This is a genomic window from Streptomyces galbus, assembly GCF_005280195.1.
GTDB classification, from domain to species: domain Bacteria; phylum Actinomycetota; class Actinomycetes; order Streptomycetales; family Streptomycetaceae; genus Streptomyces; species Streptomyces galbus.
Genome location: NZ_SZPR01000011.1, coordinates 25324 through 48746, shown reverse-complemented (window position 1 = coordinate 48746; position 23423 = coordinate 25324). Strand labels below are relative to the sequence as shown.

Below are 23423 nucleotides of genomic sequence, written 5' to 3'. Positions count from 1 at the left end.
CGAAGCGGAGTAGGGCCTCCGGACCAGCCGCGGCTGCGTCGAAATCCCGATCGTCAGGACCGTCCGGCGGCTGAGACCATGACACTCATGCTCCAAGCCCCCGAAGTCCTCCGTCCGGTCCGCCGCACCGCGGTCCCCGCCTGGCTGCTGGTCGCGCTCGCCTGCGCCGGGCAGTTCCTGGTCGTGCTCGACGTGTCCGTGGTGAACGTCGCCCTGCCCTCCATGCGCGCCGACCTGGGCCTGAGCCCGTCCGGGCTGCAGTGGGTGGTCAACGCCTACGCCATCGCGTTCGCCGGGTTCATGCTGCTCGGCGGGCGGGCCGGCGACCTCTACGGCCGCAAGCGGATGTTCCTCGTCGGGCTCGCCCTGTTCACCCTGGCGTCCCTCGGCGGCGGGCTGGCCGGGCAGGACTGGCAGCTCCTGCTCGCGCGGGCCGTGCAGGGGCTCGGCGCGGCGGTCCTCGCGCCGTCGACGCTGACGATCGTCACGGCCGCGGTCCCCGAGGGCGCCGCCCGGGCGCGGGCCATCGCGACCTGGACGGCCGTCGGCGCGGGCGGCGGCGCCGCGGGCGGGCTGGTCGGCGGGGTGCTGGTGGACACGCTGTCGTGGCGCTGGGTGCTGCTGATCAACGTGCCGGTCGGCGCGGTGGTCCTCGCGGGCGCCGCGCGCCTGCTGCCGGAGAGCCGCGCCGGGGACGGGCGGCGCCTGGACCTGCCCGGGGCGGTCCTGGTGACGGCGGGCCTGGCGACGCTGGCGTACGGCATCTCGCAGACGGAGGCGCGGGGCTGGACGGCGCCGGCCACGCTGGTGCCGCTGGCCGCCGGCCTGGCGCTGATCGGCCTCTTCCTCGCCGTGGAGGCCCGGACGGCGTCGCCGCTGATGCCGCTCGGGCTGTTCCGGCTGCGGGCGGTGTCCTCGGCGAACGCGGCGATGTTCCTGTGCGGCTCGGCGATGTTCTGCATGTGGTTCTTCATGACGCTGTACGCGCAGAACGTGCTCGGCTACACCCCGCTCCAGGCGGGCCTGGCGCTGATGCCCAGCTCGCTGGCGATCGTGCTGAGCTCCAAGCTGGCGCCGCGCGTGATGCGGGCGGTGGGAGCGCGCAGCGCGGCCGCGCTCGGTACGGCGGTGGCGGCGGGCGGGTTCGCCTGGCAGTCGACGATGGGCGCGGACGGCACGTACGTCACCGGGATCATGCTGCCCGGGGTGCTGATGATGCTGGGCGCGGGCCTGTCGGCGACGCCGCTCGCCTCGCTGGCGACCTCGGGGGCGGCGCCCGGCGAGGCGGGCCTGGTCTCGGGGCTGGTCAACACCTCGCGGACGATGGGCGGTTCGCTGGGCCTCGCGGTCATGTCCACCCTGGCGGCGGCCCGTACGGGCGACCGCGGCACCCCCGAGGCCCTCACGGAGGGCTACGCCCTCGCCTTCCGCACGGGAGCCTGGCTGCTGGCGGCGGGCGCCCTCCTGATGCTGGTGTGGCTGCCGGGCAGGCCGCGCCCCGGACGCACCGGGACCCCGGCGGGCTGACCGGCCGGCCGTCCCGCCCGCGTCAGCCGTCCGGGCGGTGTCCGGCGGTCCCGCCCGGGCGTGGCCGTTAGGGTGGCTGGCGTGTCGTACGAAGGTCCGGAGTTCGAGCCCCCGCGGGTGCCGCGCCGTTCGGTGCTGCGCCGTCCCCTCGTCGTGGCGATGGCCGCGCTGGTGCCCGGGGCACTGGCGGGGTGGCTGGCGTACGGGGCGGTGGGCGGCGGCTCCGGCGGCGACGGCGGGGACCGGGCGAAGGCCCCCGTGTCGAGCACGCCCTCCGCGCACTCCCCCGCCACCGCGGGCGCCGACGACAAGGGGGCCGCCCCCCTCGAGGGCCGGGTCGTCGTCATCGACCCCGGCCACAACCCGGCCAACGTCCGGCACACGGCGGAGATCAACCGCCCCGTGGACATCGGCACCCACCGCAAGGAGTGCGACACCACGGGTACGTCGACCAACTCCGGTTACGCGGAGGCCGCGTTCACGCTGGACGTGGCCCACCGGCTGCGCGCGCTGCTCCAGGCGCAGGGCGCCACGGTGAAGCTGACCCAGGACGGCGACCGGCCGTACGGCCCGTGCGTCGACGAGCGCGCCCGGATCGGCAACGCCGCGCACGCGGACGCCGTGGTGTCGATCCACGCGGACGGCTCGGCCGCCGGCAACCGCGGCTTCCACGTGATCCTGCCCGGCGCGGTGCACGCGGGCGGCGCAGACACCCGGCCGATCGTCGCGCCCTCCAGGGCCCTCGGCACGGCCCTCGCCGACGACTTCGCCCGCGTGACGGGCAGCGCGCGCTCCAACTACCTGGGCGGTGGCACCGGTCTCGTCACGCGCACCGATCTCGGCGGTCTCAATCTGTCAACGGTTCCCAAGGTGTTCATCGAGTGCGGCAACATGCGCGATAGCAAGGACGCGGCACTGCTGACCAGTGGTGCGTGGCGGCAGAAGGCGGCGCTGGGGATGTCTGAGGGAATCGTGAGTTTCCTGCGCGGGTGAGGTCCGGCGGGTCCATCCCGGCGGACATGTCGATCGTGCGGGCGATAGTGTCGTCCGTACGAGGGGTCACCCCCGCGCTTCACACCGGGGCCTGACGGCGACATGGTGACAGCGACGCCTCTACCGACGACGAGACGACTGACGAAGGACCTGAAGTGAATATCCGCTCCCTCACTCGGGGCGACGGCGTGGTGATCGGAGCAGCGGTGTTGCTGTTCATCGCGTCGTTCCTCGACACGTTCGACGGCCCCGGTGACGTCCCCAACGCCTGGGACAACCTCGGCCTGGTGATGAGCATGTACGTCGGCGGCATCATCGGCGCGGTCCTGATCGTCGTCGCCCGCGCGCTGCCGCAGCCGCGCAAGGTCCTCGGTCTGGACCTCGGTCAGCTGGGTGTCGCGCTCACCGTGTTCGCGCTGTGGACGGCCTTCTGGACGATCGTCGACCCGCTGGGCGCGTTCAGCGACTCCTTCGGCAGCGCGAACATCGACACGGGCGCGGGTCTGATCCTCGGCCTGATCGCGGCGCTGGTGCTGGCCGCGGGCGCCGTCGCGACGCCGCTCGTGCCGGCCCTCCAGGCCGCCCTGGTCCCGGCTCCGCGCCCGGCCGCCCCGCAGCCCTACGGCGCGCAGCTGCCCGGTGGTTACGGCTACCCGGGCGCCCAGCAGCAGCCGTACGGCGCGCAGCCCCCGCAGCAGGGCCAGCCGTTCGGCGGTCCGCAGGCCGCTCCGCAGGGCGCCCCGGCGCCGCAGCCGGCGGCGGACTTCTCGCCGTTCTGGTTCGCCGTGCCGGTGCCGCGTCCGCTGTACGCGGAGGACGGCTCGCCCACGCCGATCGCGGAACTGGCGCCGGGCACCTGGTACCTGGCGGTCGAGCAGGGCGGCCAGGGCCTGGTCGCCCAGACCCAGGACGGGCGCCGCGGCGTCCTGCGGGACACCTCGGGCATCCAGCGCGGCTGATCACCCGCCGGTCTTCGTCGACGGCCCCCCCGCCCTTCCCGGGCGGGGGGCCGTCGACGTGTGCGGCCGGAACGGGCGCCGGGTCACAGGAAGATGGCGACCGGGTTCACCCGCAGTTCGCCCTTCTCGCCGTTCCACGTCTGCACCTTGCCGAGGCAGCGGGCCTGGAACTCCCCGGTGAAGTACTCCTCGTGGGCGAAGCCCTCGCGCACCCCGGCCGCCTCGCAGGTGATCCGCACCTGGGCGTCCTGGCGCCCCGGCCCGTACGGGGCGCGCAGCACGATGTCGCCGCTCTGCGAACGCCGGGCGGTGAAGGTGCCGGTGACCGAGACGAACGCGGAGACCACGCCGAGGGAGGACAGCGGGACCCGGCCGTCGCCGCGCCCCTCCCGCAGCCGTTCGGCGAGCGCCCGGTTGGGTGTCACCTCGCCGGTGGTGAGGTCGGCGTGGACGACCACGTCCTCCTTGCGCATGGTGTCCATCAGCAGCCGGATCACGGTGATCGGGGTGGACTGCCGGATGTAGGCGGTGACGCGCTCCTTGGTGACGTCCCGGCGGGCCCCGGCGGTGAAGCCGAGCCTGGCCAGCAGGTTCAGGCCGCTGGTGACGTTGATCCGGTCGGCGACCTCCTGCTCCAGGGCCGCGCTGAACCCGCCCTGCTGGTAGAGGTCCATCACCCGCTGCTCGTGCAGGAAGAAGCACATGCCGTGCACGGTGCGCCCGCCGCCCCGGCGGCGCCGCCGCGGCCCGAGGCGCGCCAGCGCGTACCGCGCGAGGACGGCCAGGGCGCAGGCCGTCACCGCCCAGACGGCCACCCACGGCCACCACAGGCCCCACCACTGCCGGTCAATGACACCCACGGATCTCCTTGAACGCGTCGGCGAGGGAGGAGAGGCGCGCGTCGACCACACGGCCGCCGGTCGCCCGGGCGGCCCGCTCCAGCGCGCTCGGGTCGGCCTCTCCGAAGGGGACGGGGAAGGTGGGCACGGCGGCCGCCGCGGCGCCCAGGGCACGGTGGCGGCGCAGGAACTCCGCATAACCGAGGCCCGCGTTGTTCTCGCCGTCGGTCATCAGCACGATCGCGACGGGCCGTCGCGGGGCCGCGCGCACCGCCCCGGCGGCGATCGCGTAGCCGCGGTCGAGGGCCGACCACACGGCGGTGGCGTCGTCGAAGCCGCCGTCCGTGACGATCCGGTCCAGCGTGCGCAGGTCGGCGTCGCCGCGCACGGTCACGGTCCGCTCCTGGAGCACCCGTCCGCCGAACCGTACGACGGTCAGCCGCTCCCCCCGGTAGAAGCGGGCGAATTTGCCGGTGGCGGTGCGGTCGGCGCCGCTGAGCCCGGCGAACGCGGCCCGCAGCGCGGCGATCCGCCCGCCGCGCATGGACGTCGAGAAGTCCAGCAGGAACACGACCTGGTCGGCGGTGCCGTGTGCGGGGTCGCCGTAGTCGTCCACGAGGCGCTGCACGACGGACAGCCGGTCGGGGAACGACAGCGCGTTGCCGACGGGCTCCGCCAGCGGCCCGGTCGGCCGGACGTCCGGGTCGACGGGCCGCCGGTGGGTGCGGCGCATCAGCTCGCGCTGCACGTCGGCGCGCAGCAGCCAGTCGACGACCTCGCGGTAGGGGCCGCGCTCGCGCGGGTCGAGCAGCAGCAGCGGGAAGTCGGACAGGACCATGCCGTCGTCCGGGTGGACGATCTCCAGCGGCTCGCGCAGCCGGCCCCCGGCGTTCAGCGACAGCAGCTCCGACTCGTGGGCGATCAGCGCGTCGGCGCGTTCCGGGTGTGCGGTGTACGCGGCCAGCAGGGCGCGGGAGCTGTCGGCGGTGAGGCTCTGCCCGGAGCGGAAGCCGCGCAGCCGGTCGCAGGAGACGTCCTGGTCGCGCAGGGCACCGCCGGTGCCGGCGGCGGCCGTGGCGACGCCGACGAGCGCGGCCCGGCCGGTGTCGCTGCGCCGCGGGTCGGCCATGCCGAAGCGCAGGCGGCCCCCGGCGGCGGCGTCGGCGACGTCGGCCCAGGAGATCCGGCCGCCGGGCGTCCCGGCCCGCAGGGCGTCGGCCGCCGCGGGGGTGAGGCCGACGACGACGGGCGAGCGCATGACGGCGGTGGACTCGGGGCGGGTGATCCGGCCGCCGGAGTCCTGCACCCGTAGCTGGAAGGAGCGGTCGGAGGCGAGCCAGGCCAGGTCGGGGGCGGGGCGTCCGGTGGCCGGGTACCGTCCGGCGAGGTCGGCGCTCGCCTCGTACTCCATCGCGAGCTCGACCCCGGTGTCCTCCTCCAGCTTGCCCAGCAGGGGTTCGACATCGGCGAGTTCGGGGCTGGCGAGGACGCGCAGGGTGACGTGGTCGGGTTCGTTCGTGCAGGCGGCGAGCAGTGCGGTGAGGAGCGCCAGGCACAGGGCGAACGGCACCGCGCCGCGCGGATGTCCCGGGTGTGGGCGGCTCACGGGGCGTCCCTGTCGGGCGGCGGGCAGGTGCCGATGGAGGTGATGAGCTGTTCCAGGACGTCCAGGTCGGGTTCGTAGGACTTGGTGCGGTCGGCGTTCGGCACGGGCACCTGGACGGCGTGGGCGCGCAGGTAGGCGTTGAGGCGGGCGCTGGTGCCGTCCTCGCCGGAGAAGCGGACGCGGAAGCCGAGTTCTATGGCGCGCTCGCGCAGTCTCTCGTCCTTCTCCAGGACGCGGACGAGCCGGTCGCCGTCGTCGGTGAGGGAGATGAGCTGCGGCTCGGTCAGGGCGTAGGGCGTCGGGTAGAGCAGGACGCGGGCGGTGTCCTCCCGGCCGTGCTGCTTCTGGTAGGCGATCTGGTGCGCCAGGTACTGGTGTTCGTAGAGCAGGGAGAGGGGGGCGATGCTCTCGCCGAGGTCGGACAGGTAGCTGTCGGCCTGGTCGTCGGCCCACATGCCCTGGAGGCTGATCAGCGGCCTGATCCGGGCGGCGAGCGCGCGCACCTCCTCGCGGGCGGTCCCCGGGTCGCCGCTGTCCCGGGTGCCGGGGGTGCTGTTGCCGTTGGCGACGAAGGCGAGCAGGCTCAGGTAGGTGCCGGCCGCGTTGGACTCGCAGACGCTGGAGGTGCGCACCAGGACCCGGCCGCTGTTGCTGTGCCCGCCGGTGGTGTCGTAGCCGATGCCGTTCCAGGTGTCGGCGCCCTCGGTGCGGCCGTCGTGGTCCTGGTCGGCGGTGGCGCGGCCGTGGTCGGTGCCGTCGAGCAGGCCCATGAACGCGGGCATGTCCAGGTCGTAGTAGAGCGTGGGGGCGCCGTCCGGGGCCGGCTGGCGGGTGGCGACCCCGGCCCTGACCAGGGTCTCGGCGTAGTCGCGGAAGGTGCCGAGGACCAGCGGGGTGACGAAGGGGCGCACCGAGCGCACCGAGCGGTCCTGCCGGTCCAGGATCAGCTTGGCCGCGGGCTGCCCGGACGGGAAGACCACGTCCGTGTCCGTGAGGGACTGGGTGGCGATGCCCCGCGAGCCGAGCCGGTGGATGTCGACGCGCAGCCCGTGGGCGAGCAGCAGCCGCCGCACCTCGGGGTCCCGGAAGTAGTCCGACTTGGAGGCCATGCGGGCCTCCAGCGTGGTGATCCGGTCGAACGGCCGCAGGGTGTTGCCGCTGACCAGCAGGGAGATCAGCCCCGCCAGGGCGACCGGCACCGCGAGCACCACGTGCCGTGGGGTGCGGCGGCGCCTGACCCTGCGGGTGGTCAGTCTCGGTTCCTCGGTCGCGGGCGTTCCGGTGCGGGACAACGGCCCTCCTGCCACTCAGGGGGGCAGGATCATCGGCGACCCCCTCGAACGTCGTCCCCAGGAATGCCGAACTCCATGCGAACGCGGGGCGAAGAGCGAGGGGCCGCTGCCGACGCCGGTGCCGCCCGCCGCCCGCGTTTCAACTCCCCCCGGAGGGCAATCCGATGGGCATGTCCCCTAGATACCGCAACGGTAACCAGGCCGGCAGGGTCATCGCGGTCGTCGCCGACATCATGGCCCTGATCATCGGGCTGTGGATCCTGATGTACCTGCTGGACGCGAACCGCGCGAACGACTTCGTGCAGTTCATCCACGACGCGGCCCGCTGGCTGGCGGGCTGGTCGTACGACCTGTTCACCTTCGACGAGGCGTGGGCCCGCGTGGTGGCGGGCTACGGACTGGCGGCGGTGGTCTACCTGTTCGTGGGCCACGCGATCGCCGGCCGCGTCAGCCGCCACTGACCCGTCGGGCGCCGCCGACCCGTCAGCCGCAGCAGTCCGGGTCCAGGCCCCTCGGGAGCTGCTCCCCGCCGAACACCGCGCAGGTCGCCTCGTGGCCGCCGAGCGCGGCGACGGCGAGGAGCAGCGAGCCGGCCGTCCAGGTGGTCAGCTCGCGCGGCCAGACGGCCCCGTCCTCGAAGACGTACCCGGTCCAGTACAGGCCCGACTCCGGGTCGCGCAGGTGCTGGATCGACTGGAGGATCTCCAGCGCGCGGTCGGACTCGCCCATCGCCCACAGGGTGAGGGCGAGTTCGGCCGACTCGCCGCCGGTCACCCACGGGTTGGGCACCACGCAGCGCACACCGAGGCCGGGCACCACGAAGCGGTCCCAGCCCTCCTCCACACGGGACTTGGCCTCCGCGCCGGTCAGCGCGCCGCCGAGGACCGGGTAGTACCAGTCCATCGAGTAGCGGTCCTTGTCCAGGAACCGCTCCGGGTGCCTGCGGATCGCGTGGCGCAAGGCCCCCGCGGCCAACTCCCAGTCCGGTTGGGGCTCCTCGCGCTGCTCGGCGACGGCGAGCGCGCACCGCAGGGCCTGGTGCACGGACGAGCTGCCGGTCAGCAGCGCGTCCGCGGTGGGCGTGCCGTCGTCGTCGCGGCGCCAGCCGATCTGCCCGCCCGGCTGCTGGAGCCGCAGCACGAACTCGGTCGCCGCGTACACGGTCGGCCACATCCGGTCGAGGAACGTGTCGTCGCCGGTGGACAGGTAGTGGTGCCACACGCCGACCGCCGGGTAGGCGACGAAGTTGGTCTCCCGGCCGCGGTCGGTGACGTCGTCGTGCGCGCCGTCCGCGTAGGCCGCGTACCAGGAGCCGTCCTCGTTCTGGTGGCGGGCCAGCCAGTCGTACGCCCGCTCTGCGGCGGCGTGTTCGCCCGCCGCGTCCAGCGCCATCGCGGCCTCGGTGTGGTCCCACGGGTCGAGGTGGTGGCCGCGGAACCAGGGGATCGCGCCGTCCTCGCGCTGCACGGCGAGGATGCCGCGCACGGTCGCGGCGGCCTGCTCCGCGGTGAGGACCCCGGGCAGGACCAGGTGTTCCGTCCGGGGAGTGGTCACCGCGCGGCCGCCTCGGAGGTCGCGCCGGCGTCCGCCGCGTCGAGGCGCGGCAGGTGCGGCTTGGTCGCGTAGGCCACGAAGCTCTTGCCGATCAGCGGGTTGAGGGCCTGCTCGGCGACCCGGGTGGCCAGGGGCTTCTTCATGATGTCCCAGACCAGCAGCTTGTGGTACGCGCGCACCGGCAGCGCCTTGTCGTTGTCGACGCCGAACGCGCACTTCAGCCACCAGTACGGCGAGTGCAGCGCGTGGGCGTGGTGCGTGCCGTACGGCCTCAGGCCGGCGCCGCGCATCTTGGCGAGCAGCTCCTCGGCCCGGTAGATGCGGATGTGGCCGCCCTCGACCTCGTGGTAGGCGTCGGACAGCGCCCAGCAGACCTTCTCGGGGCCGTAGCGCGGGACGGTGACGGCGATGCGGCCGCCGGGCTTGAGCACCCGGACCATCTCGGCGAGGACGCCCTTGTCGTCGGGGATGTGCTCCATCACCTCGGAGATGATGACGACGTCGAACGACTCGTCGGGGAACGGCAGCGCGAGCGCGTCGCCCTCCATGGCGGTGGCGGTGGCCCCCTCGGGTGCCTCGCCGGCCTCCTTCATCGCCGCGAACCACTTGGCGACCTCGCGGATCTCCTCGCCGTTGCGGTCCAGCGCCACGACCCGCGCCCCGCGCCGGTAGCACTCGAACGCGTGCCGGCCGGCACCGCAGCCGAGGTCCAGGACGCGGTCGCCCGGGGCGAGCGGGAACCGGGAGAAGTCGACGGTCAGCACGTGGCCCTGCTTTCGGGATCGGGTACGGCAACAGCTTCGGTGGCGGTCCGGGCGGCGGGGTCCGGCGACGGGCCGGCCATCGCCTCGCGGTAGTGGGCGACCGTGCCCTCGGCCGCGCGGGCCCAGGTGAAGTGCTTCAGGACCCGCTCCCGCCCGGCCGCGCCGAGCCGCCGGCGCAGCTCCGGGTCGCCGAGCAGCCGGCTCAGTCCGGCGGCCAGCGCGCCCGCGTCGCCGGGGGGCACCGCGAGGCAGGTCTCCCCGTCGGGTCCGGCCACCTCGGGGATCGCGCCGCCGGTCGTGGCGACCAGCGGGGTCCCGGTGGCCATGGCCTCCGCGGCCGGCAGCGAGAACCCCTCGTAGAGCGAGGGCACGCAGGCGACCTCGGCCGAGCGGACCAGGTCGACCAGTTCGGCGTCCGAGATGCCCTTGACGAACTCGACGGCGTCCTCGACGCCGTAGCGCTCGACGGCCTGCGCGACCGGGCCCCCGGTGGGCCGCTTGCCGACGACCACGAGGTGGGCGCCGGGGTGTTCGGTGCGGACCTTGGCCAGCGCCTCGACGAGGTACACCAGGCCCTTGAGCGGCACGTCGGCGCTGGACGTGGTCACGATGCGCCCCGGCACCACGGGCACCGACGGGTCGGGCGAGAACAGCTCGGTGTCGGCGCCGATGTGGACGACGTGGACGCGGTCGCGCCGGACGCCGAGGTGGTCGACGATCTCCTGGCGGGAGGTCCCGGAGACGGTGAGCACGGACGGCAGGCGGCGCGCGACCCGCTTCTGCATGCGGGTGAAGGCGTACCAGCGGCGCACCGAGTACCGGCGCTTCCAGCCCTCGGCGGCGTCCAGTTCGAGCTGCCGGTCGACGGTGATGGGGTGGTGGATCGTGGTGACGAGCGGGGCGCCGACGTCGCCGAGCAGGCCGTAGCCGAGCGTCTGGTTGTCGTGCACGACGTCGAACTCGCCGCGGCGGGCGCGCAGGTGGCGCCGGGCGCGCAGGGAGAAGGTGAGCGGCTCGGGGAAGCCGCCGGTCCACATGGTGGCGACTTCCAGCGCGTCGATCCAGTCGCGGTACTCGCCGCGGCCGGGGGTGCGGAAGGGGTCCGGCTGGCGGTACAGGTCGAGGCTGGGCAGCTCGGTCAGGGACAGGTGCTCGTAGCCCTCGTCCAGGACCGGGTACGGCTGGGAGCCGATGACCTCGACGCGGTGGCCGAGGCGGGCCAGTTCGCGGGAGAGGTGCCGTACGTAGACGCCCTGTCCCCCGCAGAACGGGTTCCCTTTGTAGGTGAGGAGCGCGATGGTGAGCGGCAGTTCGCCGTTCACGACAAGGTCCCGCCGGGACCGGGCCCGACTGGCCTCAGCGGTCACTCTGGGCCCCCTTCTGCCTGCACTGTCCCGCGAGACTACGACGGGACGTTAATCTAGAACAAGTTTCAGACTTGATCGTTCGGGAGGCTCTGAATCTACCGGCCGGTAAGGGCGTTGTGAGCAGTGGATCAGGTGATTCACGCCACGGCCGCGGAGCGCCGCGGGCCCTGCCATGCTGTGTGATCGCCCCTCCTCACCGACTGTCACGGACGGGACCCATGCCCGTGGACACCACAGCCGACCCCGGCGCCGCGCGCCCCGCCTCCTCCGCCCTCACCGAGCGCCAGGAGGCCCGCCGCCGACGCATCCTGCAGGCGAGCGCGCGGCTGGCCGGCCGGGGCGGGTTCGACGCCGTGCAGATGCGGGAGGTGGCGGAGTGCTCCCAGGTCGCCCTGGGCACGCTCTACCGGTACTTCCCCTCCAAGGTCCACCTGCTGGTGGCGACGATGCAGGACCAGTTGGAGCACCTGCACGCCACGCTGCGCCGCAGGCCCCCGGCGGGCGACACCGCGTCCGCCCGCGTCGCCGAGACCCTGATGCGGGCCTTCCGCGCCCTGCAGCGCGAACCGCACCTGGCCGACGCCATGGTGCGCGCCCTGACCTTCGCGGACCGCAGCGTCAGCCCCGAGGTGGACCAGGTCTCCCGGCAGACCACGGCGATCATCCTGGACGCCATGGGCACCCCCGACCCGACCCCCGGCCAGCTCGCCGCGGTCCGCGTCATCGAGCACACCTGGCACTCGGCGCTCATCACCTGGCTCTCCGGCCGCGCCTCGATCGCCCAGGTCCGCACCGACATAGAGACGGCCTGCCGCCTGATCGACCACACGGACCCCGGGCCCGGCGGTGCATCATGAGGCATGGGCATCGACCTGGAGCTGCACTCGGCGCGGCCCGTCCGCAAGGACTGGCGCCGGTCCCGCGCGACCCTGCTGCGGCGGTCCTACGAGTACGGCGAGGTGCTGGCCGAGGCGCTCACCGCGCTGCACGAGAGCGGTGTGCGGGGGCGGCTCACCGCTCTCGATCCGTACCGGGACACCCTGATGAACGAGCAGGAGGCCGAGGCCGCCCTGCGGGAGATCGAGGGCTTGAAGGAGGCGTGCGGCAGCGACCGTCGGCGGGACGCGCTGGACGACCTCGCGGCGCTGCTCCGGGCGTGCGCGGCCACTCCCGGCAGCTACCTGTGGTTCGTGGCCGACTGAGGCCGTGCGGTCAGGCGCCGCCGCGCGGCCGGCCCGGCGGCAGGTAGCCGAGGACCAACTCCTCCGCCGCCCCCAGCAGTTCCACCTCCTCCGCGCTCATCGTCGGGTCGGCCGCCCTGCGCCGGAGTGCCTGCGCCAGGGCCGTCTCCGTCAGCGGCGACGGGTCGGCCAGGAGCGCGTCGAGCATCGGGCGGGCCGGCGCCGCCAGCGGGTGGGCCGAGACGGCGACCTGGGCGAGGATCACCGCGGACGTGGACCAGTCCAGGGCCGGGTCGCCCTCCTCGGCGTTGGTCCAGTCGATGACCCGGGGGCCGTCGGCGGTGAGGACGACGTTGTCGGGGTGCAGGTCGAGGTGGAGGACGCGGGTGCCGGGGTCTTCCCGGCCGGGTACGGCGTGCAGGGCGCGCAGCAGGCCGGCCAGCGTGTGCCCGGCCTCCTCGGGGCCCAGGGTCCCGGCCGCGCACGCGTGCAGCATGGTCGGCCCGTCCAGCCGCTCCATCACCAGGTCGGTGCGCGAGGCGGACGGCCGCACGGCCGGCACCGGGTAGCCGTACCGCCGCAGGTGCGCCATCACCGCGCCCTCGGCCGCCGCGTCGCCGTACCCCCGCCGGTCCCGGCGCAGCACCCAGCCGTCGTCGAGGGCGTACACGTCGGCCGTGCGCCCGGAGCCGAGCAGCGGTCCCGGCGTCCCGGCCTCCCCCTCCGTCGTCATGCGCAGAACATACCGGCGCTCCCGTCCCCCGCGGCCCGCTCTCGGCGCCCCGGTTACGGGCCGGTACAGTGACCGGGTCGTCATCACACCCGTACGAGGGGAAGCCGGTGCAAAACCGGCGCTGACCCGCAACCGTGAGCCGTCCGCCGGGCGGTGAGCCGGACTGCCTCGTCCGGGACGTGACCGGCTCACGCGCGTCGGCCCCGCCGGGGCACGCCACGCACCGTCGAGGTCTACGGAGCCGAGCCGCCGGGGTGTCCCGTGCTGCCCGGCCCCCCGAGGGAGAGGCACCCGCCGATCATGAACGTCCGCCGCAGCGCCGCGGCCCTGGCCGCCGCCGCCGTGATCGGCGCCGCCGCGCCCGCCCTGGCCGCGTCCCCCTCGCCCACGCCGTCGGTGGCGATACCCGACGGCCTGTCCGGCACGGCCGACCCGACGTACGACGGGGTGTGGCGCCAGTCGCTCGCCCTGCTCGCCCAGGACACGGCCGGGGTCATCCCGGCCGACCGGGCGGTCGCCTGGCTGACCGGCCAGCAGTGCGCGAACGGCGCCTTCGCGGCCTTCCGCGCCGATCCCGCGAAGCCCTGCGACGCCAAGCTGATGGCGGACACCAACAGCACGGCCGCCGCGGTCCAGGCCCTCACCGCGCTGGGCGGCCACGCCGCCGAGACGGGCAAGGCCGTCACCTGGCTGAAGTCCGTGCAGAACGCGGACGGCGGCTGGGGCTACAACCCCGGCGGGGCCAGCGACGCCAACTCCACCGCCGTCGTGACCGGCGCCCTCGTCGCGGCGGGCGAGCGCCCCGAGCGGGTCGTCAAGGGCGGCAAGTCCCCGTACGACGCCCTGCTGACGTTCGCCCTCCCCTGCACCGGCGACGGCGCGGGCGCCTTCGCCTACCAGCCCGACAAGCAGGGCGAGCTGACGGCCAACGCCGACGCCACGGCCGCGGCCGTCCTCGGCGCGCTGGGGCAGCCGCTGAACGCCTCCGCCGCGAAGGCGGCCGCGTCCGCCTCCGGCTGTGCCGCGCCCGCCACCCCGGAGCAGGCCGCGCGCAACGGCGCCCGGTACCTCTCCACCGCCCTCGCCAAGGACCACCACCTCGTCTCCGCCCTCCCCGGCGCGGAGAACCAGCCCGACTACGGCAACACCGCCGACGCGGTCGTCGCCCTCGCCGCGGCCGGCCACGCCGACGAGGCCACGGCCGCCCTGCGCTGGCTGGAGGCCAACGCGCCGCAGTGGGCCGCGCGGAGCGGACCCGCGGCCTACGCCCAGCTCGTCCTCGCCGCCCACGCCACGGGCACCGACCCGCGCGCCTTCGGCTCCACCGACCTGGTCCGGCTGCTCGACGCGACCGGCCCGGCGCCGAAGCAGACGGCGACGAGGAAGCCGGAGGCGTCCGGCACCTCCGACGACGGCAGCTCCACCACTCTGTGGGTCACCGTCGGCGCGGTCGTCCTCGTGGTGCTCGTCGCAGCGGCCCTCTTCCTGGCCCGCGCCCGCCGGAGGCAGCAGCCGTGACCCGGCGCGCGACGACGCTCCTGCTCACCGGGGTCCTCACCGCCCTGCTCTGCGCCCTCGCGGCCGCGCCGGCCGGGGCCGCCGGCTACCGCTACTGGTCGTTCTGGGAGCGCACCGGCGGCGGCTGGGCCTACGCCACCCAGGGACCGGCCACGTCCCGCCCCGCCGACGGCTCGGTGCAGGGCTTCCGCTTCGCGGTGAGCCAGGACTCGGCCGACGCGAGCCGGCCGCGCGGCACGGCCTCCTTCGCTGAGGTGTGCGCCGGGACGCCGGCCCGGGCGGGCAGCAAGCGCGTCGCGCTGGTCATCGACTTCGGCACCGCCGCCGACGCCCCGGGGGGCGAGATGCCGCCCGCCGCCCGGACGGCCTGTGCGCGGGTCGATGAGGACGCCAGCACCGCCGAGGCCCTGGCCGCGGTCGCCAAGCCGCTGCGCTACGACACCAACGCGCTGCTGTGCGCGATCGCCGGCTACCCGAAGCGCGGGTGCGGCGAGCAGGTCGCCGGCACCGCCGAGCGGACACCTGCGGCGGCCCCGAAGGACGACAAGGGCGCCGAGGGCGCCGGGGGCGACGGGGGCGACGGGGGCGACGGGCCCCGGCTGGCCTGGTACGCGGGCGCGGCCGCGGTGGCCGCCCTGGCGGCGGCAGCGGTGTGGCAGTCCCGCAGAAACCGCCATGACTGACCACCCGTCAGCCGCCGACAGGTCCGACCACCTGCCGGCCCGGCACCCCCGCACCTCGCACGACGCCCGGCCCGTGCACCCCGCGGCCTGGTGGCTGTGGTCGCTGTCCCTCGGGACCGCGGCCACCCGCACCACCAACCCGCTCCTGCTCGCCCTCCTCGTCGCCACGTCCGCCTACGTGGTGCAGGCGTCCCGCCCGCACACCCCCTGGTCCCGCTCCTACTCCGCGTTCGTCAAGCTCGCCGTCACCGTGCTCCTCGTCCGGCTCGTGTTCGCCGTCGCGCTCGGCTCCCCGATCCCCGGCACGCACACCCTGGTCACCCTGCCCGAGGTCCCGCTCCCCCGCTGGGCGCAGGGCATCCGCATCGGCGGCGACCTCACCGCGGAGGCCCTGCTCTTCGCCCTGTACGACGGTCTGAAGCTCGCCACGCTGCTCGTCTGCGTGGGTGCCGCGAACGCCCTCGCGAGCCCCACCCGCCTGCTGAAGACCCTCCCCGGCGCCCTGTACGAGACGGGCGTGGCCGTGGTCGTCGCGCTGACCTTCGCCCCGCACCTGATCGCCGACGTCCACCGCCTGCGCGCCGCGCGCCGGCTGCGGGGCCGCCCGGACCGGGGCCTGCGCGGGCTGCTCCAGGTGGGCCTGCCAGTGCTGGAGGGCGCGCTGGAGCGCTCGGTCGCCCTCGCGGCGGCCATGGACGCGCGCGGCTACGGCCGCACCGCCGACCTGCCCGCCGCCCTGCGCCGTACGACGACCGCGCTCACCCTCGGCGGTCTGCTCGGGGTGTGCGCGGGGACGTACGGGCTGCTCACCGCCGAGGGCGGCACGTACGGCGTGCCGGTGCTGCTCGCCGGGGTCGCGGCGGCCCTCGCGGGCCTGTGGCTGGGCGGCCGCCGGTCCCCGCGCACCCGCTACCGGCCCGACACCTGGAACGCGCGGTCCTGCCTGGTCGCCGCCTCGGGCACGGCCGTCGCCGCGCTGCTGACCGCCGCCGCGGCCTCCGACCCGGCGGCGCTGCACCCGGGCGTGGTCCCGCTGGTCGCGCCCGTCCTGCCGCTGGGGCCGGCCGCGGCCGTCCTGCTGGGCCTCCTGCCGGCCTTCCTGGCCCCCGCGAAGCCCCCACGTCACAAGGAGCAGCCGTCGTGATCCGCTTCGAGAACGTCTCGGTGACGTACGACGGCGCCGCCGATCCCACCGTCCGCGGAGTCGACCTCACGATCCCCGAGGGCGAACTCGTCCTGCTCGCCGGGCCGTCCGGGGCCGGCAAGTCCACCCTGCTCGGCACGGTCAGCGGGCTCGTCCCGCACTTCACCGGCGGCACCCTGCGCGGCCGGGTCACGGTCGACGGCCGCGACACCCGCACCCACAAGCCGCGTGAACTGGCCGACGTGGTCGGCACGGTGGGCCAGGACCCGCTGTCGCACTTCGTGACCGACACGGTCGAGGAGGAACTGGCCTACGGCATGGAGTCGCTGGGCCTGGCCCCGGCGGTGATGCGGCGCCGGGTGGAGGAGACGCTGGACCTGCTCGGCCTCGCCGACCTGCGCGACCGGCCGATCGCCACGCTGTCCGGCGGGCAGCAGCAGCGCGTCGCGATCGGCTCGGTGCTCACCCCGCACCCGCGGGTCCTCGTCCTCGACGAGCCGACGTCCGCCCTGGACCCGGCCGCCGCCGAGGAGGTCCTGGCCGTCCTGCTGCGCCTGGTCCACGACCTCGGCACCACCGTCCTGCTGGCCGAGCACCGCCTGGAGCGCGTCCTGCAGTACGCCGACCAGGTCGCGCTGCTGCCCGCGCCGGGCGCGGCCCCGGTGCTCGGCGACCCGGCCGACCTGATGGCCGTGTCGCCGGTGTACCCGCCGGTGGTCGACCTGGGCCGGCTGGCCGGCTGGTCCCCGCTGCCGCTGACGGTCCGCGACGCCCGCCGCCGGGCGGGCGCCCTGCGGGAGCGCCTGCGGGACCGCACGCCGCCCGCCGGGCGGGAGGCCCCCGAGGTGCCGGCCCCGCTGCCGCGTCCGCCTGCCGTCCACCGGTGGCGCCGCCGCAGGGCCGACCCGGCGGCCGCCGCCCCCGCCGCCGTCGCCGAGGTCCGGTCGCTCGCCGTACGGCGCGGCCGCGTGCAGGCGCTGCGGCGCGTCGGCCTCACCGTCGCGCCCGGCGAGACGGTCGCGCTGATGGGACGCAACGGCGCCGGGAAGTCGACGCTGCTCGGCACGCTCGTCGGGCTGGTCGAGCCGTCCGCCGGGACGGTCCGGGTCGGCGGGGCGGTCCCGCACCGCACCGCGCCCCGGGAGCTGGTCCGCCGGGTCGGCCTGGTCCCGCAGGAGCCCCGGGACCTGCTGTACGCCGACACGGTGGCCGCCGAGTGCGCCGCCGCCGACCGGGACGCGGACGCGGAGCCGGGCACCTGCCGGGCCCTGGTGTCCGAGTTGCTGCCCGGCATCGCGGACGACGTCCACCCGCGCGACCTGTCGGAGGGCCAGCGGCTGACGCTGGCGCTCGCGGTGGTGCTGACCGCGCGTCCGCCGCTGCTGCTCCTGGACGAGCCGACCCGGGGCCTGGACTACGCGGCGAAGGCCCGCCTGGTCGTCGTGCTGCGGGAGCTGGCGTCGGCGGGGCACGCGATCGTGCTGGCCACCCACGACGTGGAGCTGGCCGCCGAGCTGGCCCACCGGGTGGTGCTGCTCGCGGAGGGCGAGGTGATCGCGGACGGCCCGACGCCGGAGGTGGTGGTGTCGTCCCCGTCGTACGCCCCGCAGGTGACGAAGATACTGGCGCCGCAGCCCTGGCTGACCGTCGCGCAGGTGCGCGAGGCCCTGCGATGACCCGGGCCGTCCGTCTCGGGCCGCGCTCCGTGGCGGCGCTGGCCCTGGTCAGCGGGGTCGGGGTGGCCGCGTTCGGCTGGCCGTTCGTCGCGCCGCCCGCCTCCGCCGTGGCCGCGCACGCCCAGGACGCGCCGTGGCTGTTCGCGGGTCTGCTGGTGCTGCTGGTCGCGGTGGTCGCGGCGACGATCTCGGAGTCGGGGCTCGGGCCGAAGGCGGTGGCCATGCTCGGTGTGCTGGCGGCGACGGGCGCGGCGCTGCGGCCGATCGGGGCGGGCACGGCGGGCATCGAGCCGATGTTCTTCCTGATGGTGCTGAGCGGCCGCTGTCTGGGGCCGGGCTTCGGGTTCGTGCTGGGCTCGGTGACGATGTTCGCGTCGGCGCTGCTCACGGGCGGGGTGGGCCCGTGGATGCCGTTCCAGATGCTGGCGATGGGCTGGTTCACGATGGGCGCGGGCCTGCTGCCGGGCCCGGACCGGCTGCGCGGCCGGGCCGAGCTGGCGCTGCTGGCCGGGTACGGCTTCCTGGCGGCCTTCGCCTACGGCACGATCATGAACCTGGCCGGCTGGCCCTTCATGGGCGCGCTGGCCTCGGGCATCGCCTTCGACCCGCAGGCGCCGGTGCCCGCGAACCTGGCCCGCTTCGTCGCCTACTGCGTGGCCACCTCGCTCGGCTGGGACCTGGGGCGGGCGGTCGTCACGGTGGTCCTGACGCTCACCCTCGGCCCGGCGGTGCTCAAGGCGCTGCGCCGGGCCACGCGGCGGGCCGCGTTCGAGACGCCGGTCACGTTCGAGGCCGTCGACGACCCGCCGCCGACCCGTCGAGCGGTGAACCATCCCACATGACGCAGCTCACCCCCTAAGCACGGTAGTGGGACAAATGGGACGCCATGAGCACACCAAAAGGGCCCCTGACCTGCGCGTTGAGATCCAGCTCACAGGCGTCGCGCCGACCCGGGATGCGGCCACAACTAGTACAAGGGGTTCTTGCCAGGGCAATTCGGGCCTGTTTCTCTGGACGACGTCGCCACGGGCCCCGCAGCGGGTCCGGCGGCCTCCCCGTCCCCGAAAGAACAGGTTCTCCGTGTCCGTCTCCGTCATCCGCCGCGTCGTGTCGTCCCCCAAGAAGGTCCTCGGCACCGCCGCCGTCGCCGCCGCCACCGTCGGCATGGCCCTGACCGCGGCCCCCGCCCACGCGGCGACGACCTCCGTGGCCTCCGCCACGCAGGCCCAGGCGATCGCGCACAAGATGATCCCGGACGCCGCGCAGTTCAACGCCTTCTCGCACATCGTCCAGCACGAGAGCGGCTGGGACGTCGACGCCACCAACGCCTCCTCCGGCGCCTACGGCCTCGTCCAGGCGCTCCCCGGCTCCAAGATGGCGTCCGCCGGCTCCGACTGGAAGACCAACGCCGCCACCCAGATCAAGTGGGGCCTCGACTACATGAACTCCCGCTACGGCAGCCCCGTCGGCGCCTGGAACTTCTGGCAGGCCAACGGCTGGTACTGAGCCGCACCTCCCTCACCTCACAGCCGAACGGCGGTGATCCCACCCGGGGTCGCCGCCTTCGGCGTTCCCCGCCCCCGCGCGTGGTCCACTGGGAGGGTGAGCGGCGACACCCCTGACACCCCCGGCCCCGACACCGTCTCCCGTGACCCCGAAGCGCGCGGACTGCCCCTGGTGATGGTGCGGCTCCGGTCACCGCTCCCCGCGCCGCACGGCGTCCGTGGTCGCCATGTTCGCGGGGGCGCTGATCGGCGCCTGGCTGGTGGTCCACCACGACCTGGGCGTGCCCCTGTTGATCGCCGCGCTCTTGACGGCGGTCCTGGCCCTGACGTCGTCCGGCAGGGAGTGACTCAGCCGGCGGCCGTGTCCCCGCTCCAGGCGACGAACTCCTGGAAGGCACCGGGCCGGAAGGACAGCACGGGCCCTGCGGGGTTCTTGGAGTCCCGGACGGCGATGGCGGGGCTGGGGGTGAGGGCGACCTCGAGGCATTCGCCGCCCTGGTCTCCGCTGTAGCTGGACTTACGCCACTGGATCACCGTCGTCAACGCGTTGCTCTCCATAGCGTTCCTCCATCACACGCCGGATCAACTCCGCCGAGCCCTTGAGGGAAAGAGCGGCGGCCCGGAGATGATCGTAACGGAGCGAACAGTCCCCGACCGTGTCCGGATTGGCGGTCGGGTGCCCACTGCCGTATCCCTCGGTGTAGACGATGGTGGGATCGCTCGTGAACCGGAAGACGGTGAATGAGCCTTGTGATCCGGCGTGCGCTCCAGCCGCGTACGGCAACACCTGGATGTTGATGCGCGGGTTGTGCTGGAAGGCCAACAGGTGGGCGAGTTGGCCGCGCATGACGTCCGGTCCGCCGATCTCCTGGTGGAGGGCGGCCTCACTGATCACCGTCCAGAAGACGGGCGGTTGCTCCTTCTCGAAGATCCGCTGTCGGCCCAGCCGGACGGCGGTGCGGTCGTCCAGGTCGGTGTGGTCGAGAACGCTGAGCACGGCGCGCACGTAGGCCCGGGTCTGGAGCAGCCCGTGCACCATGTGCGTCTGGAAGGTGCAGATCTCCGTGGCTCGCGCCTCCAGTTCGGCGGTCTGCCGGAACCAGGCCGGGAGTTGGCTGCGCAGCACCAGGTCGACCAGCCGTGAGAACAACCCCCCGGTCCCCAGCGCCGCGTCCAGCCGTTCGCTGAATTCCGGGGTGGGCACCTTGCGGGCCGTCTCGATCTGGCCGACCAGCGACCCGGTGTAGTTGAGGATGTCGCCGAGCTGACGTTGCGTCAGCCCGGCGGCCTCGCGCAGACGCCGCAGCTCGAACCCGTAATAGTCGAGCGGGGAGGCGCCGGGATCGAGGACGTTGACGTGGGTCACGCGGGGCCCCTTCCGACCACGGAGAAACGCGTTGTATTCAAGTGGTGGCCGAGCGTAGTCAACCCGGGGCACTCTCGTACCGTGAACGGATACATTCCCCCCACGCCGGCGGCGCCGCGCCTGCCGCACTACCGCCTGGTCCTGACGGTCGGCGACCACTCGCCGCGGCACCTGCGCAGGATCGCGCGGTCCCTGCTGGCGGAATGGGAGTTGGCGCACCTGACCGACGCGGTCGAGCTGGCGCTGACGGAGGTGGTGACGAACGTGCACCGCCACGTGCCGGGCCGCCGCTGCACAGTGCTGTTACAGCGGCAGCCGACGGGGCTGCGCGTGGAGGCGACGGACGACGCGCCCCCGCTGCCGCCGGTGGTCCTGACCGCGGACCCGCAGGCGGAGTCGGGGCGGGGGCTGCTCCTGCTGGAGGCGCTGGTGGACAAGTGGGGGGTGGCGCCGGAGCCGGGCGGCGGCAAGACGGTGTGGTTCGAGTGCGTCCACCCGAACTGACCCCCGCCCCGCCGGTCTCACGGGGTGACGCTGAAGCTCCAGGTGACGCCGAAGCGGTCGGTGAGCATCCCGAAGCCCGCGCTCCACGCCGAGGCGGCCAGCGGCTCGACCACGGTCGCGCCGGGCGACAGCGCCTCCCAGTGGCCCCGGAGCTCCTCCGGGCTGTCCGACCCGACCGACACGAACAGCGCCTGGTCGGTGAGGGTGGTGTTGTTCTCGCGGCGGGTCGAACCGCCGCCGGCGATGCCTCCGCCGGTCTGTCCGGGGATGTCGTACCCCATGACACGGAAGCCGCCGTCCGAGGCGACGAGTCCGAAGACGACCTTGTCCGCACCGGGAACGTCGGCGGGCATGCCGAAGTCGGCATAGGTGTTGATCACGAGGTGTCCGCCGAACACCGACCGGTAGAACTCCAGCGCCTGGCGGGCGTCACCGCGGAAGTTCAGGTGCGGGGTGGTCTGGATGGTCATGGTCACTCCTCGGAGGCAGGCGGCCCGGCTGGCCGGTGCCTCCACCCTCCCGCCTGTGTAGGTCACTTTCTGTCCTCGACCTTGGCTAGCGTGAAAAGATGACGACGACCGCCCGGCTGCTGAACCTGCTCTCGCTGTTGCAGATGCGGCAGGAGTGGCCGGGATCGGCGCTGGCCTCCCGGCTGGACGTCAGCGACCGCACCGTGCGCCGGGACATCGAGCGGTTGCGGGAGATGGGGTACCGCATCCGGGCCACGATGGGTCCCGACGGCGGGTACCGGCTCGAGGCCGGCAGCGAGCTGCCTCCCCTCCTGTTCGACGACGACCAGACCGTCGCCGTGGCCCTCGCGCTGCGGGCGGCACCGGCCATCGGCGCCGACATCGCGGAAGCCGCCGTCCGCGCCCTCGCCACCATCCGCCAGGTGGTGCCCGCGCGACTGCGCCACCGCCTCGACGCCCTCGAGGTCACGGCCGTCGGACGCGCCGGGGACACCGTTCCCGTGGACGTGTCCCCGGACGTGCTGGTCACCCTCGCCGACGCGATCCGGGACAGGGAGGTCCTCCGCTTCGACTACGTGCCACGGGACGCAGGAGCCGCCGCCCCCGCCGGGCCGGCCCGCCGCGTGGAGCCGCACCACCTCGTCACCTCGTACGGCAGGTGGTACCTCGTCGGGTGGGACCTCGACGGCGACGACTGGCGGCTCTTCAGTGCGCGACGCATCCGTCCGCGCATCCCCAACGGCCCCCGGTTCACCCCCCGCCCGGTCCCCGGGGGCGACGTCGCCGGGTTCGTCTCCGCCCGGTTCAAGGGCTCGGACACCGACGCCTGGCCCTGCCGGGGAACGGTGCTCCTCCACCTGCCGGTGCGGGAGGTCCTCCCGTTCGTCGGGGACGGCACCGCCGAGGCCGTCGACGACCACACGTGCACCCTCACCGCCGGCTCATGGTCGTGGGGAGCGCTCGCAGCGTCGTTCGGCCGCTTCGAAGCGGCCATGGAGGTGATCGACCCCCCGGAACTCGCCGAGGCGTTCGCCGCCCTGGCCGCCCGGTACGCCGCCGCCTCCCCTGCGCGAGGCACCGGGCCGTCCGGGCCGGCGGCGGTCAGCGGCGCACCCTGAACCGCAGGTGCAGGACCCGCTCGCCCTGGATCACCACGTGCGGGTCCTCCAGCAGGTGCTGCCCGTCGATGCCGCCGAAGTAGCGCCGGCCGGAGCCGAACACCACCGGGACGACGTCCATGGCCACCTCGTCCACGAGGCCGGCCGCGAGGATCTGGCCGCCCACGTCGCCGGCGTTGACGGCGACGGTCCCGTCCCCGGCGAGCGTGCGGGCCGTGTCGATCGCGGCCGTGACGTCGTCGACGAAGTGGTAGGACGCCTCGGGGTGCCAGCCGTCCGGCTTGGGCCGGTGGGACACCACGACCACGTGCTCGCCCGCGGGCGGCTTGCCCTCCCAGCCGTTCACCTGGTCGAACAGGTTCCGGCCCATGACGATCGCGCCGATCGACTCCCACGTCGACCGGACGTAGTCGGCCGACGCCCGCGAGACCCGGATGCCGCCCCCGCTCCCGGAGTGGTCGAACGGCTCGTCGCCCTCAGCGCCGCCGGCGCCCGGGCCGGGGAGGATCGGGACGTCCCCGCTGAAGTACCACTCGTGCAGGGGCCCGACGTCGCCCTCGTCGTCGGCGATGAAGCCGTCCACCGACACCACGCTGTGCAAGATCACCACGCCCACGGGGTCCT

General features: G+C 74.6%; 25 protein-coding genes. 14 read left to right on the top strand and 11 right to left on the bottom strand.

The features are described 5' to 3' along the window. Positions 1-78 precede the first annotated feature (78 nt). The 3 genes from E4U92_RS11260 to E4U92_RS11250 all read left to right on the top strand — a co-directional run bounded on the left by E4U92_RS11260 (position 79) and on the right by E4U92_RS11250 (position 3479). Complete coding sequence (locus tag E4U92_RS11260; RefSeq protein WP_137300198.1) at positions 79-1527, top strand: DHA2 family efflux MFS transporter permease subunit; 1449 nt, start codon at positions 79-81, stop codon at positions 1525-1527. 81 nt (positions 1528-1608) lie between these two features. Beyond that, entirely contained in the window at positions 1609-2520 is a 912-nt protein-coding gene (locus E4U92_RS11255) for an N-acetylmuramoyl-L-alanine amidase (RefSeq protein WP_137300197.1), read from the top strand. 155 nt (positions 2521-2675) lie between these two features. Next, positions 2676-3479 carry a single stranded DNA-binding domain-containing protein gene (locus E4U92_RS11250; protein WP_137300196.1) on the top strand — a complete coding sequence of 268 codons (804 nt, stop codon included), beginning with the start codon at positions 2676-2678 and terminating at the stop codon, positions 3477-3479. Between the two features lie 83 nt (positions 3480-3562). On the opposite strand, the gene E4U92_RS11245 is transcribed toward E4U92_RS11250, so the two are convergent. Genes E4U92_RS11245 through E4U92_RS11235 form a run of 3 tightly spaced genes read right to left on the bottom strand, consistent with a single transcriptional unit; the run spans position 3563 to position 7216 of the window. Then, positions 3563-4339 (bottom strand): hypothetical protein, encoded by a 777-nt coding sequence (locus E4U92_RS11245; RefSeq protein ID WP_137300195.1) that lies wholly within the window; start codon positions 4337-4339, stop codon positions 3563-3565. Continuing rightward, positions 4326-5924, bottom strand: a complete 1599-nt coding sequence (locus tag E4U92_RS11240; RefSeq protein WP_229862216.1) for a vWA domain-containing protein — start codon at positions 5922-5924, stop codon at positions 4326-4328. Before E4U92_RS11240 ends, E4U92_RS11245 begins: the two co-directional genes overlap by 14 nt. Continuing rightward, complete coding sequence (locus E4U92_RS11235) at positions 5921-7216, bottom strand: hypothetical protein (RefSeq protein WP_137300194.1); 1296 nt, start codon at positions 7214-7216, stop codon at positions 5921-5923. Before E4U92_RS11235 ends, E4U92_RS11240 begins: the two co-directional genes overlap by 4 nt. A 170-nt stretch (positions 7217-7386) precedes the next feature. Between E4U92_RS11235 and E4U92_RS11230 the strand changes: the two genes are divergently transcribed. Next, the gene (locus E4U92_RS11230; protein WP_067232602.1) at positions 7387-7677 is read left to right on the top strand and encodes a hypothetical protein; all 291 of its coding nucleotides are present in this window, start codon (positions 7387-7389) and stop codon (positions 7675-7677) included. Positions 7678-7699: 22 nt separating this feature from the next. Here the strand turns inward: E4U92_RS11230 and E4U92_RS11225 are convergent, their stop codons facing one another. Genes E4U92_RS11225 through E4U92_RS11215 form a run of 3 tightly spaced genes read right to left on the bottom strand, consistent with a single transcriptional unit; the run spans position 7700 to position 10901 of the window. After that, the gene (locus E4U92_RS11225) at positions 7700-8770 is read right to left on the bottom strand and encodes a prenyltransferase/squalene oxidase repeat-containing protein (protein WP_137300193.1); all 1071 of its coding nucleotides are present in this window, start codon (positions 8768-8770) and stop codon (positions 7700-7702) included. Beyond that, positions 8767-9534 (bottom strand): class I SAM-dependent methyltransferase, encoded by a 768-nt coding sequence (locus E4U92_RS11220; RefSeq protein ID WP_137300192.1) that lies wholly within the window; start codon positions 9532-9534, stop codon positions 8767-8769. Before E4U92_RS11220 ends, E4U92_RS11225 begins: the two co-directional genes overlap by 4 nt. Beyond that, the gene (locus tag E4U92_RS11215) at positions 9528-10901 is read right to left on the bottom strand and encodes a glycosyltransferase family 4 protein (protein ID WP_137300191.1); all 1374 of its coding nucleotides are present in this window, start codon (positions 10899-10901) and stop codon (positions 9528-9530) included. The genes E4U92_RS11220 and E4U92_RS11215 overlap by 7 nt, the downstream gene beginning before the upstream one ends. Before the next feature lie 224 nt (positions 10902-11125). Here E4U92_RS11215 and E4U92_RS11210 point away from each other — a divergent pair, with 224 nt between their 5' ends. Both E4U92_RS11210 and E4U92_RS11205 read left to right on the top strand, forming a co-directional pair. After that, entirely contained in the window at positions 11126-11758 is a 633-nt protein-coding gene (locus E4U92_RS11210; RefSeq protein ID WP_229862227.1) for a TetR family transcriptional regulator, read from the top strand. Positions 11759-11761: 3 nt separating this feature from the next. Next, positions 11762-12103 carry a hypothetical protein gene (locus E4U92_RS11205; protein WP_137300189.1) on the top strand — a complete coding sequence of 114 codons (342 nt, stop codon included), beginning with the start codon at positions 11762-11764 and terminating at the stop codon, positions 12101-12103. 10 nt (positions 12104-12113) lie between these two features. Here E4U92_RS11205 and E4U92_RS11200 read toward each other — a convergent pair whose 3' ends face one another. Continuing rightward, entirely contained in the window at positions 12114-12815 is a 702-nt protein-coding gene (locus tag E4U92_RS11200) for a phosphotransferase (protein ID WP_137300188.1), read from the bottom strand. 300 nt (positions 12816-13115) lie between these two features. On the opposite strand from E4U92_RS11200, the gene E4U92_RS11195 reads away from it, so the two are divergent. The 6 genes from E4U92_RS11195 to E4U92_RS11170 all read left to right on the top strand — a co-directional run bounded on the left by E4U92_RS11195 (position 13116) and on the right by E4U92_RS11170 (position 19342). Continuing rightward, positions 13116-14333 (top strand): prenyltransferase/squalene oxidase repeat-containing protein, encoded by a 1218-nt coding sequence (locus E4U92_RS11195; RefSeq protein WP_137300187.1) that lies wholly within the window; start codon positions 13116-13118, stop codon positions 14331-14333. Beyond that, positions 14330-15016: an SCO2322 family protein gene (locus E4U92_RS11190; protein WP_168725093.1), complete on the top strand. Its 687-nt coding sequence runs from the start codon at positions 14330-14332 to the stop codon at positions 15014-15016. The genes E4U92_RS11195 and E4U92_RS11190 overlap by 4 nt, the downstream gene beginning before the upstream one ends. Beyond that, on the top strand, positions 15009-16160 hold the full coding sequence (locus E4U92_RS11185) for an energy-coupling factor transporter transmembrane component T (RefSeq protein ID WP_137300186.1): 1152 nt from the start codon (positions 15009-15011) through the stop codon (positions 16158-16160). Before E4U92_RS11190 ends, E4U92_RS11185 begins: the two co-directional genes overlap by 8 nt. Beyond that, on the top strand, positions 16157-17836 hold the full coding sequence (locus E4U92_RS11180; RefSeq protein WP_137300185.1) for an ABC transporter ATP-binding protein: 1680 nt from the start codon (positions 16157-16159) through the stop codon (positions 17834-17836). Before E4U92_RS11185 ends, E4U92_RS11180 begins: the two co-directional genes overlap by 4 nt. Beyond that, positions 17833-18678, top strand: a complete 846-nt coding sequence (locus E4U92_RS11175; protein WP_137300184.1) for an ECF transporter S component — start codon at positions 17833-17835, stop codon at positions 18676-18678. The genes E4U92_RS11180 and E4U92_RS11175 overlap by 4 nt, the downstream gene beginning before the upstream one ends. 238 nt (positions 18679-18916) lie before the next feature. Then, entirely contained in the window at positions 18917-19342 is a 426-nt protein-coding gene (locus E4U92_RS11170; protein ID WP_067231352.1) for an aggregation-promoting factor C-terminal-like domain-containing protein, read from the top strand. Positions 19343-19689: 347 nt separating this feature from the next. Here E4U92_RS11170 and E4U92_RS11160 read toward each other — a convergent pair whose 3' ends face one another. Continuing rightward, entirely contained in the window at positions 19690-19899 is a 210-nt protein-coding gene (locus tag E4U92_RS11160) for a DUF397 domain-containing protein (protein WP_137300183.1), read from the bottom strand. Continuing rightward, positions 19859-20707 (bottom strand): helix-turn-helix domain-containing protein, encoded by an 849-nt coding sequence (locus E4U92_RS11155; protein ID WP_137300182.1) that lies wholly within the window; start codon positions 20705-20707, stop codon positions 19859-19861. Before E4U92_RS11155 ends, E4U92_RS11160 begins: the two co-directional genes overlap by 41 nt. A gap of 81 nt (positions 20708-20788) precedes the next feature. Here E4U92_RS11155 and E4U92_RS11150 point away from each other — a divergent pair, with 81 nt between their 5' ends. After that, positions 20789-21211 (top strand): ATP-binding protein, encoded by a 423-nt coding sequence (locus tag E4U92_RS11150; protein ID WP_137300181.1) that lies wholly within the window; start codon positions 20789-20791, stop codon positions 21209-21211. A 17-nt stretch (positions 21212-21228) separates the two neighbouring features. On the opposite strand, the gene E4U92_RS11145 is transcribed toward E4U92_RS11150, so the two are convergent. Beyond that, on the bottom strand, positions 21229-21681 hold the full coding sequence (locus tag E4U92_RS11145) for a VOC family protein (RefSeq protein WP_137300180.1): 453 nt from the start codon (positions 21679-21681) through the stop codon (positions 21229-21231). A gap of 98 nt (positions 21682-21779) precedes the next feature. Between E4U92_RS11145 and E4U92_RS11140 the strand changes: the two genes are divergently transcribed. Beyond that, a complete protein-coding gene (locus E4U92_RS11140; protein WP_137300179.1) occupies positions 21780-22799 on the top strand; it encodes a helix-turn-helix transcriptional regulator in 1020 nt (339 codons plus the stop codon). Here E4U92_RS11140 and E4U92_RS11135 read toward each other — a convergent pair. Further along, positions 22783-23415: a dihydrofolate reductase family protein gene (locus tag E4U92_RS11135; RefSeq protein WP_137300496.1), complete on the bottom strand. Its 633-nt coding sequence runs from the start codon at positions 23413-23415 to the stop codon at positions 22783-22785. The two genes, E4U92_RS11140 and E4U92_RS11135, sit on opposite strands and share 17 nt — an antisense overlap. Between the last annotated feature and the right edge of the window lie 8 nt (positions 23416-23423).

Bases quoted from the DNA above. Each gene is read 5' to 3' on its own strand.
- E4U92_RS11260 (WP_137300198.1), top strand. From the start codon at position 79: ATGACACTCATGCTCCAAGCCCCCGAAGTCCTCCGTCCGGTCCGCCGC.
- E4U92_RS11145 (WP_137300180.1), bottom strand. From the start codon at position 21,681: ATGACCATCCAGACCACCCCGCACCTGAACTTCCGCGGTGACGCCCGC.
- E4U92_RS11205 (WP_137300189.1), top strand. From the start codon at position 11,762: ATGGGCATCGACCTGGAGCTGCACTCGGCGCGGCCCGTCCGCAAGGAC.
- E4U92_RS11230 (WP_067232602.1), top strand. From the start codon at position 7,387: ATGTCCCCTAGATACCGCAACGGTAACCAGGCCGGCAGGGTCATCGCG.
- E4U92_RS11175 (WP_137300184.1), top strand. From the start codon at position 17,833: ATGACCCGGGCCGTCCGTCTCGGGCCGCGCTCCGTGGCGGCGCTGGCC.
- E4U92_RS11195 (WP_137300187.1), top strand. From the start codon at position 13,116: ATGAACGTCCGCCGCAGCGCCGCGGCCCTGGCCGCCGCCGCCGTGATC.
- E4U92_RS11160 (WP_137300183.1), bottom strand. From the start codon at position 19,899: ATGGAGAGCAACGCGTTGACGACGGTGATCCAGTGGCGTAAGTCCAGC.
- E4U92_RS11200 (WP_137300188.1), bottom strand. From the start codon at position 12,815: ATGACGACGGAGGGGGAGGCCGGGACGCCGGGACCGCTGCTCGGCTCC.
- E4U92_RS11140 (WP_137300179.1), top strand. From the start codon at position 21,780: ATGACGACGACCGCCCGGCTGCTGAACCTGCTCTCGCTGTTGCAGATG.
- E4U92_RS11185 (WP_137300186.1), top strand. From the start codon at position 15,009: ATGACTGACCACCCGTCAGCCGCCGACAGGTCCGACCACCTGCCGGCC.